This is a genomic window from Pseudomonas solani (genome assembly GCF_026072635.1).
GTDB classification, from domain to species: Bacteria; Pseudomonadota; Gammaproteobacteria; order Pseudomonadales; family Pseudomonadaceae; genus Metapseudomonas; species Metapseudomonas solani.
Genome location: NZ_AP023081.1, coordinates 6,385,328 through 6,397,777 on the forward strand (window position 1 = coordinate 6,385,328; position 12,450 = coordinate 6,397,777).

Annotated in this window: 11 protein-coding genes and 1 pseudogene; 8 read left to right on the forward strand and 4 right to left on the reverse strand. The window is 68.5% G+C overall.

Annotated features, from left to right (window positions below; translation table 11 throughout):
• Positions 1–44 precede the first annotated feature (44 nt).
• From PSm6_RS28875 to hppD, 6 genes and pseudogenes are all read left to right on the forward strand, one after another.
• Positions 45–1,376 (forward strand): nucleobase:cation symporter-2 family protein, encoded by a 1,332-nt coding sequence (locus PSm6_RS28875; RefSeq protein WP_265169034.1) that lies wholly within the window; start codon positions 45–47, stop codon positions 1,374–1,376.
• Positions 1,377–1,420: 44 nt separating this feature from the next.
• Positions 1,421–1,926, forward strand: a pseudogene (locus tag PSm6_RS28880) (nucleoside deaminase).
• Positions 1,923–2,279, forward strand: coding sequence for a hydroxyisourate hydrolase (locus tag PSm6_RS28885; RefSeq protein ID WP_043246933.1), 357 nt, complete (start codon positions 1,923–1,925; stop codon positions 2,277–2,279). The pseudogene PSm6_RS28880 and the gene PSm6_RS28885 overlap by 4 nt, the downstream one beginning before the upstream one ends.
• Positions 2,280–2,519: 240 nt before the next feature.
• Positions 2,520–3,836 (forward strand): MFS transporter, encoded by a 1,317-nt coding sequence (locus PSm6_RS28890; RefSeq protein WP_148304382.1) that lies wholly within the window; start codon positions 2,520–2,522, stop codon positions 3,834–3,836.
• Positions 3,837–4,052: 216 nt separating this feature from the next.
• Entirely contained in the window at positions 4,053–4,688 is a 636-nt protein-coding gene (maiA, locus tag PSm6_RS28895; protein WP_043246932.1) for a maleylacetoacetate isomerase, read from the forward strand.
• A gap of 164 nt (positions 4,689–4,852) precedes the next feature.
• Complete coding sequence (hppD, locus tag PSm6_RS28900; RefSeq protein ID WP_021217994.1) at positions 4,853–5,929, forward strand: 4-hydroxyphenylpyruvate dioxygenase; 1,077 nt, start codon at positions 4,853–4,855, stop codon at positions 5,927–5,929.
• Between the two features lie 669 nt (positions 5,930–6,598).
• Here hppD and PSm6_RS28905 read toward each other — a convergent pair.
• Entirely contained in the window at positions 6,599–7,387 is a 789-nt protein-coding gene (locus PSm6_RS28905) for an IclR family transcriptional regulator (RefSeq protein ID WP_021217682.1), read from the reverse strand.
• Positions 7,388–7,489: 102 nt separating this feature from the next.
• On the opposite strand from PSm6_RS28905, the gene hmgA reads away from it, so the two are divergent.
• Together hmgA and fahA are read left to right on the forward strand one after the other, a co-directional pair.
• Positions 7,490–8,791, forward strand: coding sequence for a homogentisate 1,2-dioxygenase (gene hmgA, locus PSm6_RS28910; protein WP_043246931.1), 1,302 nt, complete (start codon positions 7,490–7,492; stop codon positions 8,789–8,791).
• Between the two features lie 3 nt (positions 8,792–8,794).
• A complete protein-coding gene (gene fahA / locus PSm6_RS28915; protein WP_265169038.1) occupies positions 8,795–10,090 on the forward strand; it encodes a fumarylacetoacetase in 1,296 nt (431 codons plus the stop codon).
• A gap of 34 nt (positions 10,091–10,124) precedes the next feature.
• Here fahA and PSm6_RS28920 read toward each other — a convergent pair whose 3' ends face one another.
• The 3 genes from PSm6_RS28920 to PSm6_RS28930 form a co-directional block, all read right to left on the reverse strand.
• Positions 10,125–10,739: a LysE family transporter gene (locus tag PSm6_RS28920; protein ID WP_265169039.1), complete on the reverse strand. Its 615-nt coding sequence runs from the start codon at positions 10,737–10,739 to the stop codon at positions 10,125–10,127.
• Positions 10,740–10,818: 79 nt separating this feature from the next.
• A complete protein-coding gene (locus PSm6_RS28925; RefSeq protein ID WP_021217686.1) occupies positions 10,819–11,610 on the reverse strand; it encodes an AraC family transcriptional regulator in 792 nt (263 codons plus the stop codon).
• 47 nt (positions 11,611–11,657) lie between these two features.
• Positions 11,658–12,401: a sulfite exporter TauE/SafE family protein gene (locus PSm6_RS28930; RefSeq protein ID WP_265169041.1), complete on the reverse strand. Its 744-nt coding sequence runs from the start codon at positions 12,399–12,401 to the stop codon at positions 11,658–11,660.
• Positions 12,402–12,450: the final 49 nt, after the last annotated feature.

Genomic DNA, 12,450 nt, shown 5'->3' on the forward strand with positions numbered 1-12,450 from the left:
CCCGCCCCCAATAACAAAAACAGCTGCACCTTCAGGAGATACCCATGAGCCCCACCCATCCGGTCGACCAGCGACTCCCCCTCCGGCAACTTCTGACCTTCGGCCTGCAACACGTCCTGGTGCTGTACGCCGGTGCCGTGGCCGTGCCGCTCATCCTCGGCAGCGCCCTGGGCCTGAGCAACGCGCAGATCGTCCTGCTGATCAACGCCAACCTGCTCACCTCGGGCATCGCCACGCTGATCCAGACCCTGGGCTTCTGGAAGTTCGGTGCGCGCCTGCCGCTGGTGCAGGCCTGCTCGTTCATCGCCCTGGCACCGATGATCATGATCGGCAAGGAATACGGCCTGGCCCAGGTGTTCGGCGCGGTGATCGCCGCCGGGGTCATCACCATCGCCCTGGCACCGGTGTTCAGCCGCCTGCTGCGCTTCTTCCCGCCGGTGGTGATCGGCAGCCTGATCACCATCATCGGCATCTCGCTGATGCCCGCAGCGGCCATCTGGCTCGGCGGCGGCAACCCGGATGCCGCCGACTTCGGCGCGCCGGCCAACCTGCTGCTGGGGCTGGCCACGGCCGCCATCATCCTTGCGGTCTATGCGCGCTTCTCCGGCTTCATCGGCAACCTCAGCGTGCTCATCGGCCTGCTGCTGGGCAGCCTGCTGGCGGTGGCCTGCGGCATGACCGACTTCAGCCGCGTCGGCGAGGCGGCCTGGTTCGAACTCTCCGCCCCCATGGCCTTCGGCGTGCCGCAGTTCTCGCTGACACCGATCCTGATCATGACCCTGGCGATGCTGGTGATCATGGCCGAGACCACCGGCAACTGCCTGGCCATCGGCCAACTCACCGGCCGCTCCGTGGATGCGCGCACCCTGGGCAACGCCTTCCGCGCCGACGGCCTGTCCACGGTGATCGGCGGCCTGTTCAACAGCTTCCCCTACAACGCCTTCACCCAGAACACCGGGCTGATCGCCCTCTCCCAGGTGAAGAGCCGCTTCGTGGTGGCCGCCGCCGGCGGGATCATGATCCTCATGGGCCTGTTCCCCAAGCTCGGCGCCCTGATCGCCGCCGTGCCGACCCCCGTGCTCGGCGGCGGCGCCATCGTGATGTTCGGCATGACCACGGTGGCGGGCATCCAGGAGCTCTCGCGGGTGCGCTTCGAGGGCACGCGCAATGCACTGGTGGTCGCCGTCTCGGTGAGCGTCGGCGTGCTGCCGATGTCCTTCCCCGCGCTCTTCGCCCATGCCCACGGCGCCCTGAAGCTGGTGCTGGAGAGCGGCATCTTCCTCGGCGCCATCACCGCCATCGTCCTCAACCTGCTGCTCAACGGCCGTGAGCCCGCCGAGCACACCGCGAGCGGCACCGCCGACCTCGCCGACTGACCTTTCTCACGCGCCCTGCGCACCCACTGCCCAAGGAGTCACCCATGACCTTCACCCACCTGGTACCCGCCGGGGTCAGCGACCTCGACCTGGAACTGCTGCGCGAATCCATCCGCCTCTCGCAGGCGTCGCGCCAGCGCGGCCGCCACCCCTTCGCCGCCCTGGTGGCGGACCGCGACGGCAAGGTGATCGCCAGCGCCGGCAACAACTCGATGCCGCCGGAAGGCGACCCGACCCAGCACGCCGAACTGGTGGCGGTGGCCAAGGCCGCACGCCTGCTGAGCCCCGAGGCCCTGGCCGAATGCACCCTCTACACCAGTGCCGAACCCTGCTGCATGTGCGCCGGCGCGGTGTACTGGACCGGTGTCGGCCGGGTGGTCTATGCGCTGTCCGAGCACGCGCTGCTGGAGCTGACCGGCGCCCACCCGGAGAACCCCACCTTCTCCCTGCCCTGCCGCGAGGTGTTCGCCCGCGGCCAGCGCCAGGTGACGGTGCTGGGCCGATGCTGGAGCAGGAGGCGGCGGCGCCCCACGAAGGGTTCTGGACGTGAAGGGCATTTCCATCCATGTCGTCGACGTCGCCAGCGGCTGCGTCGCCGAAGGGCTGGCGCTGCAATTGGAGCGCCTCGACGGCGAACGCCGCGAGCTGATCCACGCCGGGCGCATCGGCGCGGACGGGCTGTTCGCCGGGCTCGCGGGCGAAGCCGGCCGCTGCGTGCCGGGGGTCTACGAGGTCCGCCTGCAGGTGGCGGACTTCTACCGCGCCCAAGGCATGGCGCTGCCCGAACCGGCCTTCCTCGACCTGCTGGTCTACCGCTTCGGCCTGGCCGACAGCGGGCAGCACTACCACCTGCCCTTCAAGCTCACCGCCTGGGGCGTCTCCTGCTTCCGCGGCGGCGCCTGAGCCTGCCAGCGCCGGCATTTCCGTGCGTGCGACCCTGCGCTGCAGGTACGGAAATGCCCGCCATCGCCCCAGTCATACCGGCGCGGCAGGAACCAGGCAGGCGCGCGCCAGTGTCGCTGTCGGCTGGTTACGGGTCGCATCCGGGGGCAAGGTCGCGGACAGGCTCGGTAGGTTGCCGGCAGGGGGACGCCAAGGCCCAGGCCAGACGCGTCCGTGACCACCAGAGGGCTCGGAGCGACCATGACCATCCAGGCTATTTCCCATACCACCTCGTCCGTCGATCCGGCGACCTTGCGCAAGGTCATCGCCGCCTCGGCCATCGGCAACTTCGTCGAGTGGTTCGACTTTGCCGTGTACGGCTTCCTCGCGGTGACCATCGCCGGCCTGTTCTTTCCGCCGGGCAACGCCTCCCTCGCGCTGCTGCAAACCTTCGCCGTGTTTGCCGTGTCGTTCGCCCTGCGCCCGCTGGGCGGGATCGTCTTCGGCATCCTCGGGGACAAGGTCGGGCGCAAGCGCATCCTGGCCATCACTGTATTGCTGATGGCCGCGGCCACCACCCTGATCGGCCTGCTGCCGACCTATGGGTCCATCGGCCTGCTCGCCCCGCTGCTGCTGGCCCTGGCCCGCTGCATCCAGGGCTTTTCCGCCGGCGGGGAGTATGCCGGCGCCTGCGCGTTCGTCATGGAGCATGCGCCCACCGAGCGGAAAGCCCGGTACGGCAGCTTCGTCCCGGTGTCGACCTTCATGGCCTTTGCCGCCGCCGCAGGCATCGTGTTCGGCATGGGGTTGCTCCTGTCCGAGGCCCAGATGCAGGGCTGGGGCTGGCGTGTGCCCTTCCTGGTCGCCGCCCCCCTGGGCCTGATTGGCCTGTACATGCGCCTGCATCTGGACGAGTCACCGGCGTTCCGTGCTCTGGCGGCGGCCCCGCAGGCCGCTCACTCGCCGCTGAAGGAAACCCTGCTGGAGCATGGCCGCACGATCTTCTGCCTCTCGGCCTTCATTTCCGCCACCGCGCTGTCGTTCTATACCTTCACCACCTACCTCACCACCTACATGCAGGTGGTCGGCGGTGCCTCGCGGCCGACCGCCCTGCTCGCCAGCCTGGTGGCCCTGCTGTTCGCCGCCTTGCTGTGCCCGCTGGTGGGGCGCTATTCGGACCGGGTCGGGCGTCGGCGCACCATCTTCACGGGGTGCGCCTGCCTGATCGTCGCGGTCTACCCGGCCTTCATGCTGGCAGGTTCGGGCGGCCTGCTCGCCGCAGCGCTGGGGGCGATGCTGCTGGCGGTGGGTGCAGTGGTCTGTGGCGTGGTGACGGCGGTGCTGTTGTCCGAGCAGTTCCCGACCCAGGTGCGCTACACCGCCTCGGCATTCACCTACAACCTGGCCTATACGGTCTTCGGGGGCACCGCACCGCTGGTGGCGACCTGGCTGATCGGGCAGACCGGCAATCCCATGTCGCCCGCTTTCTACCTGATCGCCATCGCCCTGCTGGCCCTGGCTGGCGGCATGGCGCTGCCGGAGTCTTGCAAACGGTCCCTGGATTACCAGCCGGAATGACAGCCGCCGCCCCGGCAAAGACGCCCTGTCGCTGACCGGCGGCGGAACATCCCGCCCGCCTGGGGACTCGAACGTCCAGATGCCCCAGGCTAGCGGATTATTCGAACGCCGGACTTGCCGCAGCGGCAAAAATTACGCAGAGTGTAAATAGATTATGAAAACAATAGCGTCAGCGGTGAGCCTGCCGACCGACGCCCTGCCCTGCGAGTGCCCGCCATGGACCTCTACACCTATTACCGCTCCACCTCGTCCTATCGCGTACGCATCGCGCTTGCGCTGAAGGGCCTGGAGGTCCAGCACCTGCCGGTCAACCTGATCCGCGACGGCGGCGAACACCGCCAGCCCGAGTACCGCGCGATCAACCCCCAGGGCCGCGTTCCCGCCCTGCGCACCGACTCCGGCGAGGTGCTGATCCAGTCCCCCGCCATCATCGAATACCTCGAAGAGACCCACCCGCGACCGGCCCTGCTGCCCGGCGATGCGCTGCAGCGCGCACGCCAGCGCCAGGTCGCCGCGCTGATCGGCTGCGACATCCACCCGCTGCACAACGTCGCCGTGCTCAACCGCCTGCGCCAGCTGGGCACCGACGAGGATGGCGTGAACGCCTGGATCGGCCACTGGATCAGCGAAGGCCTGGCCGCCGTCGAAGCGCTGATCGGCGACGACGGTTTCTGCTTCGGCACCGAGCCGGGGCTGGCGGACGTCTACCTGCTGCCCCAGCTCTACGCCGCCCGACGCTTTGCCGTAGACCTGGCGCCCTACCCGCGTATCCTCAGGGTTGAGCGCCTGGCCCTGGAACACCCGGCCTTCCGCAAGGCCCACCCGGACGCCCAGGCCGACAAGCCGGCCTGAGGAGCACACATGCAGACCCTCGGTTTCAAAGTGACCATCGGCGATTTCCTCGCCCGCAGCGTGCGCGGCGTTCCCTGCGCGCCACCGCCCCTTGCCTGAATCGACGCCACACCGACTTTCATCCGATTCAGGCGCCGCCGCGCGCCACTGCAAGGAGCCAGAACATGGCCGACATCTTTGAAAACCCCATGGGCCTGATGGGCTTCGAATTCATCGAGCTGGCATCGCCGGTGCCCAACCTGCTGGAACCCATCTTCGCCAGCATGGGCTTCACCAAGGTGGCCACCCACCGCTCCAAGGACGTGCACCTGTATCGCCAGGGCGAGATCAACCTGATCCTCAACAACGAGCCGAAGAGCGCCGCCTCCTATTTCGCCGCCGAGCACGGCCCCTCCGTGTGCGGCATGGCCTTCCGTGTGAAGAACGCGCACAAGGCCTATGCCCGCGCCCTGGAGCTGGGTGCCCAGCCGATCGAGATCCCCACCGGCCCGATGGAGCTGCGCCTGCCGGCAATCAAGGGCATCGGCGGCGCGCCGCTGTACCTGATCGACCGCTTCGGCGAAGGCTCGTCCATCTACGACATCGACTTCGAGTTCATCGAAGGCGTGGAGCGCAACCCCAGGGGCGCCGGGCTGAAGATCATCGACCACCTCACCCACAACGTGTATCGCGGGCGCATGGCCTACTGGGCGGACTTCTACGAGAAGCTGTTCAACTTCCGCGAGATCCGCTACTTCGACATCAAGGGCGAGTACACCGGCCTGACCTCCAAGGCCATGACCGCGCCGGACGGCATGATCCGCATCCCGCTCAACGAGGAATCCTCCAAGGGCGCCGGGCAGATCGAGGAATTCCTCATGCAGTTCAACGGCGAAGGCATCCAGCACGTGGCCTTCCTCACCGACGACCTGGTGAAGACCTGGGACGAGCTCAAGGCCCTGGGCATGCGCTTCATGACCGCACCGCCGGCCACCTACTACGAGATGCTCGAAGGCCGCATCCCCAACCATGGCGAGAAGGTGGAGCGACTGCAGAGCCGTGGCATCCTGCTGGACGGCTCCACCGAGGCCAACGACCGCCGCCTGCTGCTGCAGATCTTCTCGGAAACCCTGATGGGCCCGGTGTTCTTCGAGTTCATCCAGCGCAAGGGCGACGACGGTTTCGGCGAGGGCAACTTCAAGGCCCTGTTCGAATCCATCGAACGCGACCAGATCCGCCGGGGCGTGCTCACCACCGAGTGAGTCACCGCCGCAACGAAAAAGCCCGCATCCGCGGGCTTTTTCATGGGTCGGCAGGTTTGCCTGTGGGAGCGGTTTCAACCGCGAAGCGCATCGCGAATGAATTGGCTCTGTCTGCGTTAAGTGTTGCTAGAGGATTTGAGCCCAGTTGATTGCCGAGCGCTGGTGATGTTTCTGGTTTCGCCCACCCGGGCGAGTCCCTTTTAACAATCGTCGGAATGCCGAACCACTTAAAAGGAACCAAAAGGGCTTGCCCCATCATCCGGCCCGACTGCGTCGGGTTCCCTCACTCCATCGCCGCTCTGGGGGCCGGCGCGATGGGCCATCCATGGCCTGGCGCGCCTCTCGCGGCATCCATGCCGCTCGTCCCCCGGCGCAACGACTGCGTTCGGCCTCCTGGAGGGGCCTTGGCGGCTGCTCCAACTTTCTTCGTCCAGCGCATCGCCACGCGGTGCGCACAGGCTTTCGTAGGATGGTGTAGAGCGAAGCGAAACCCATGCGGTGGAGGTGGCATGAACCCTTGGGCGCCCGGAAATGGCCGTGCTTAAGCGCTTGCATTAAAACCACAACAGCTAACGCCATCAGAGCCAATGAATTCGCCCACAACTGCACAATGCCAACGTAGGAGCGAGCTCTGCTCGCGAACGCGAAGCCTACCGAGACACCCGACGCTCAAGCCGGACGAACACCCGCCATGCGCGCAGTGATGGATTCGGCCGCCTGCTTCAGCAACTGCGCCGCGCGGCCGCTGGTTTCGGCCTGGAAGCCGCTGGCGGCGCCGACCACGGTGATCACCCCGGCAATCTGCTCGCCCACGGCGAACACCGGTGCGGAAAGCGCATTCACCCCCGGCATCAGCAGGCCGTGCACGTGGTGCAGGCCGCTGGCGCGGATCTCGGCAATCTGCTTGCGCAGCGCCTTGGCGTCGGGCACGCCGGGCAGGTTCGCCTCCTCCTCGCGCAGCGGCGCCGTTTCGGCATCGGGCAGGTAGCTGGCGAACACCAGGCCGGTGGAAGATCCCAGCAGTGGCAGCACCGAACCCACGCGGGTGACCAGGGTCACCGCCCGCAGCGGCTGCTCGACGTGCACCACGGTGGGCCCCTTGTTGCCCCACACGGCGAGGAAGCAAGTCTCGTTGAGCGCATCGCGCAGCTCCGACAGCTGCGCCGTCGCGGCACGCACCACATCCAGCCGGCCGATGGCGGCGAGGCCGACGAACAGCGCCTCCGGCCCCAGGCCGTAGTGGTTGGTGGCCACGTCCTGCTCGGCGAAGCCGCTGGCGATCAGCGCCTGCAGGTAGCGGTGGACCTTGGCCGCCGGCATGCCGACGTGCTCGGCCAGGCGAGACAGGGAGGTGGCCGGCGCGAGGTCGGCGAGCCCCTTGAGAATCTCGGTGCCGACTTCGGCCGCCTGTACTTTCTGCCGCTTGGGCGCCTCGGCGTCGTCCCGTTGGATGGCCATCTACTACCTCGGTTGGCAATGGAGGCGCTGTTATAGCTTGACCCTCTCAGGCTTTCAAATTACGTTATCCGTAATTCAATTACAAAAAACACAGAGGTTCTCATGAGCTCCTCGCTGCCCCCCACCGCCCTCGCCTATCAATCCGGCTTCAACAACCAGTTCGCCAGCGAAGCCCTGCCGGGCGCCCTGCCCGTCGGGCAGAACTCGCCGCAGTGCCCGCCCTATGGCCTCTATGCCGAGCAGTTCTCCGGCACCGCCTTCACCGTTTCCCGCGCCGAGGCCCGTCGCACCTGGCTGTATCGCATCCGCCCGTCCGCCGCGCACCCGCGCTTCCAGCGCCTGGAGCGGCAGATCCCCGGCCGCCACCTGGGGCCGATCGACCCCAACCGCCTGCGCTGGGATGCCCATGACATCCCCGCCGAGCGCACCGATTTCATCGATGGCCTGCTGACCATCGCCGCCACCGCCGATGCCGAGCAGGCCTCCGGCGTCAGCGTGCACGTCTACCGCGCCAACGCCTCGATGCAGCGTGCCTTCCTCAATGCCGACGGCGAATGGCTGATCGTCCCCGAACAGGGCCGCCTGCGCCTGGTCACCGAGCTGGGGCTGCTGGACGTTGAGCCCCTGGAGATCGTGGTGATCCCCCGTGGCATGAAGTTCCGCGTCGAACTGCTGGACGACAGCGCCCGTGGCTACATCTGCGAGAACCACGGCGCCGCGCTGCGCATCCCGGACCTGGGCCCCATCGGCAGCAACGGCCTGGCCAACCCCCGCGACTTCCTCGCCCCGGTGGCCCACTACGAGGACAGCGACGCGCCCGTGACCCTGGTGCAGAAGTTCCTCGGCGAGCTCTGGGCCGCCGAGCTGGACCACTCGCCCCTGGACGTGGTCGCCTGGCACGGCAACAACGTGCCCTACAAGTACGACCTGCGCCTGTTCAACACCATCGGCACGGTCAGCTACGACCACCCGGACCCGTCGATCTTCACCGTGCTGACCTCCCCGGGCGACTTCCCGGGCATGGCCAACGTCGACTTCGTGATCTTCCCGCCGCGCTGGATGGTGGCCGAGAAGACCTTCCGCCCGCCGTGGTTCCACCGCAACCTGATGAACGAGTTCATGGGCCTGATCCAGGGCGCCTACGACGCCAAGGCCGGCGGCTTCACCCCCGGCGGTGCCTCGCTGCACAACTGCATGAGCGCCCACGGCCCGGACAACGCCAGCACCACCGCTGCCATCGCCGCGGAACTCAAGCCGCACAAGCTCGATCACACCATGGCGTTCATGTTCGAAACCGGCCGCGTGCTGCGCCCAACCCGCTACGCCCTAGAGTGCCCGCAGTTGCAGAACGACTACGATGCCTGCTGGAACGGCATGGCCAAGACCTTCAACGGCAGGAACTGACCGATGACCCAGAATGACAACCGCCGCAGCTGGATAGCCTCGGCCAACGAACACCCCGACTTCCCCCTGCAGAACCTGCCCCTGGGCATCTTCAGCCCGGTGGGCGGCACCCCGCGCGGTGGCGTCGCCATCGGCGAGCAGGTCTTCGACCTCAAGGTCGCCACCACCACCGGCCTGTTCGAAGGTGAAGCGGCCGACGCCGCGCGCGTCGCCGCCGGGGAAGACCTCAACGCCTTCTTCGCCCTTGGCGCCAACGCCCGCCGCGCCCTGCGCCGCCAACTGCAGGACCTGCTCGCCGAGGGCAGCCCCGCCCAGGCACGCCTGGAAGCCCTGGGTGCCGAGCTGCTGCCGGCCGCCGCCGACTGCCAGCTGCACCTGCCGGCGCGCATCGGCGACTACACCGACTTCTACGTGGGCATCCACCACGCCAACAACGTCGGCCGCCTGTTCCGCCCGGACAACCCGCTGCTGCCCAACTACAAGTACGTGCCCATCGGCTACCACGGCCGCGCGTCCACCGTGTGCGTGTCCGGCACCCCGGTGCACCGCCCCAACGGCCAGACCCTGCCGCCGGGCGCCGAGGTGCCGAACTTCGGCCCCAGCAAGCGCCTGGACTACGAACTGGAGCTGGGCATCTGGATCGGCCAGGGCAACGCCATGGGCGACGCCATCGCCATCGGCGAGGCGGAACAGCACATCGCCGGCTACTGCCTGCTCAACGACTGGTCCGCGCGTGACCTGCAGGCCTGGGAATACCAGCCGCTGGGCCCCTTCCTGGCGAAGAACTTCGCCACCAGCGTGTCGCCCTGGGTGGTGACAGCCGAGGCCCTGGAGCCCTTCCGCACCGCCCAGCCGGCACGCCCGGAAGGCGACCCGCAGCCGCTGCCCTACCTGCTGGATGCCAACGACCAGGCCCGTGGTGCCTTCGACATCCAGCTGGAGGTGCTGCTGCAGACCGCCGCCATGCGCGAGCGCGGCCAGCAGCCGCAACGCCTGGCCCTGAGCAACACCCAGCACATGTACTGGACCGTGGCGCAGCTGGTGGCGCACCACGCGGTGGGCGGCTGCAAGCTGCAACCGGGCGACCTGTTCGGCTCCGGCACCCTGTCCGGCCCGGAAGCCGACGCCTTCGGCAGCCTGCTGGAGACCACCTTCGGCGGCAAGCAGCCGCTGTCCCTTGCCAACGGCGAGCAGCGCACCTTCCTGGAAAGCGGTGACGAGGTGATCCTGCGCGCCTGGTGCGAGGGCGAAGGTCGGGTGCGCATCGGCTTCGGCGAGTGCCGTGGCCGGGTGCTCTGAGTTTCAACGCGGGCCCTCCCGGGCCCGCGCCTGTTCAGGCCAGCCCGCGCAGGGCCAGGGCCGCCATCCCCAGCAGCAACATCCCGCACAGCCCGTGGCTGACCCGATGCCAGGTCGGCGAGCTGTTGCGCCGCAGCCAGTCCACCAGCGCCGCACAGAGGAAGCAGCAGGCCAGCGAGGCGGTCATGAAGCCGGCGAAGAACACGCCGGCCTGGGCCATGTCCGGCGCACCGCCGACGATGCCCGCCATGGCGGTACCCAGGGCGCCCCAGTAGACGATGTTCTTCGGGTTGGTCAGCGAGATCGCCGCGCCGGTGAGCAGTGCACCGCGATCCTCATGCGCCTCCGCTTCGCCCTCCTCCGGCAGTTGCCAGGCATCGCGCAGGCTGCGCAGCCCGAGCCAAGCCAGGTAGGCCGCGCAGGCCAGGGTCAGCGGCAGGCGCACCTGGTCCTGCCCCAGCAGCAGGGTCAGCCCTGCCAGGCCGAGCACCGCCCAGACCGCGTCGCCCACCAGGGAACCGAACTGCACCAGCAGCGCCGGGCGGAAGCCATGCAGCAGCCCGCGGCGCAGGGTTTCGGCAAGCACGGCGCCGGGGGACAGGCAGAAGACCACGCCAAAGACGAAAGCCGAGCAAAACAGCAGGAGCATGCAAACCTCGAACGATGCAGGGGAGCGGATGGGCGCATTCTGCCCGGCCCCGCGCCCATGGACTTGAACAGGATTGCACTCAGGCGTTGAGCAGGCGCTTCATCTCGCCGGGGGTGATGCCGTAGGCGGCACGGAAGTGGCGGTTGAGGTGGCTCTGGTCGGCGAACCCCAGGGCGTGCGCGGCATCGGTGGCCGACCAGCCCGCGCGCAGCAGGCCACGGGCGCGGCGGGTGCGCAGCTGCATGGCCCATTGCCGGGGGCTGAGGCCGGTGTGTTTCTGGAAGGCACGCAACAGGTGGAACTTGCACAGGCCCAGCTCGGTGGCCAGCTCGTCGAGGCTCGGGCTGGCCTGCAGCCGCTCGGCCAGCAGTTCCTGCACCCGCGCCATTGGACCCACGCCTACCGCCGCCGCATCCGGCAGGGGCCCGGCGGTGCGTTGCACCAGGTGCCCGAGCCACAGCAGCAGGCGCTCCTCCGCGCGTTCGCGCACCAGGGCATCGCCACCCAGCGCCCGCTCCACCGCGTCGGCCAGGCTGGCGGCGAGGTCGGGCTGGTGGCTGCAGGCCTGCTGGAACTCCACCCGCGCCAGGCCCAGGTCATCGGCCAGTTGCTCGGCGGTGACGTAGAGGCCGACATAGCGCCAGGGCTCGCCCTCCTTCACCCCGCCGCCCTGGATCTGCCCCGGGTTGTACAGGGTGATATCGCCCGCGCCGGCGCGGAAGCTGCGCCGGTCCAGCCACACCTGCTCCTCACCCACCAGGTTCACGCCAATGACGCATTCGTCGTGGCTGTGCTTGGCGAAGGCGTGGCCGCTGCCGCTGTTGCTGGCGATTTCCAGGCGGCCGAGGAAGGCCTGTCGGCTGTGGAGCATGGTGGGAACTCGGGATCGGGAGGCGCCGAGCATAACGCCCCGGCGATTCAGCCGGCCAGGGCCATCGCCCCGCGCAGCAGCGAATGCGCCCCCAGGCCCAGCAGGCCGAGGAAGAACAGCCGGCGGAACATGGCCTCGCTCAGGCGCCGGCGGATGCGCTGGCCGATTTCCAGGCCCAGCAGTGCCGGCAGCAGCATCAGCCAGGTGAGGCCGAGGTCCAGGCTCTGGCTGCCGCCGTGGATGAACAGGCCCAGGCCCAGCGCCAGGGTGGAGACGGTGAAGGACAGCCCCAGGGCCTGGATCAGCGCCTCCCGCGGCAACTCCAGGGCCTGCAGGTAGGGTACCGCCGGGATCACGAAGACCCCGGTAAGCCCCGTCACCAGGCCGGTGAGCAGCCCCACCAGCGCAGACCAGGCACCCTCTCGGCTCTTCGGGGCCGGCGGGCGGATGGACAGCAGCCCGAGCGCGCCGTAGGCCAGCAGGCAGGCCCCGAGCGCGACGGGAATCCAGGGGCTGGCGGACTCCACCAGCCAGCGCGTGGTCACCAGGGTGCCCAGGGTCAGCGTCAGCAGCAGCGGCCACAGGCGACGCAGCAACGGCAACAGGGCCGGGCCGACGAACAGTTGCCAGAGGTTGGTCAGAAGCGAAGGCACGAGCAGCAACGCGGAGGCCTCGCCCGGCGTCATCGCCACCGCCAGCAGGCCCATCGCCACGGTGGGCAGGCCCATGCCGAGCACGCCCTTGACCAGGCCGGCGAGCAGGAAAACCAGGGCACTGAAAAGCAGCAGCATATCGATCACCACACAGAAGAATGGCTTTAGCTTGCGCGCTGCCGCGCCA

Excerpts from the sequence above, each read along its gene's own strand:
- PSm6_RS28875 (WP_265169034.1), top strand. The coding sequence starts at position 45 with ATGAGCCCCACCCATCCGGTCGACCAGCGACTCCCCCTCCGGCAACTT.
- PSm6_RS28890 (WP_148304382.1), top strand. The coding sequence starts at position 2,520 with ATGACCATCCAGGCTATTTCCCATACCACCTCGTCCGTCGATCCGGCG.
- maiA (WP_043246932.1), top strand. The coding sequence starts at position 4,053 with ATGGACCTCTACACCTATTACCGCTCCACCTCGTCCTATCGCGTACGC.
- hppD (WP_021217994.1), top strand. The coding sequence starts at position 4,853 with ATGGCCGACATCTTTGAAAACCCCATGGGCCTGATGGGCTTCGAATTC.
- PSm6_RS28905 (WP_021217682.1), bottom strand. The coding sequence starts at position 7,387 with ATGGCCATCCAACGGGACGACGCCGAGGCGCCCAAGCGGCAGAAAGTA.
- hmgA (WP_043246931.1), top strand. The coding sequence starts at position 7,490 with ATGAGCTCCTCGCTGCCCCCCACCGCCCTCGCCTATCAATCCGGCTTC.
- fahA (WP_265169038.1), top strand. The coding sequence starts at position 8,795 with ATGACCCAGAATGACAACCGCCGCAGCTGGATAGCCTCGGCCAACGAA.
- PSm6_RS28920 (WP_265169039.1), bottom strand. The coding sequence starts at position 10,739 with ATGCTCCTGCTGTTTTGCTCGGCTTTCGTCTTTGGCGTGGTCTTCTGC.
- PSm6_RS28925 (WP_021217686.1), bottom strand. The coding sequence starts at position 11,610 with ATGCTCCACAGCCGACAGGCCTTCCTCGGCCGCCTGGAAATCGCCAGC.
- PSm6_RS28930 (WP_265169041.1), bottom strand. The coding sequence starts at position 12,401 with ATGCTGCTGCTTTTCAGTGCCCTGGTTTTCCTGCTCGCCGGCCTGGTC.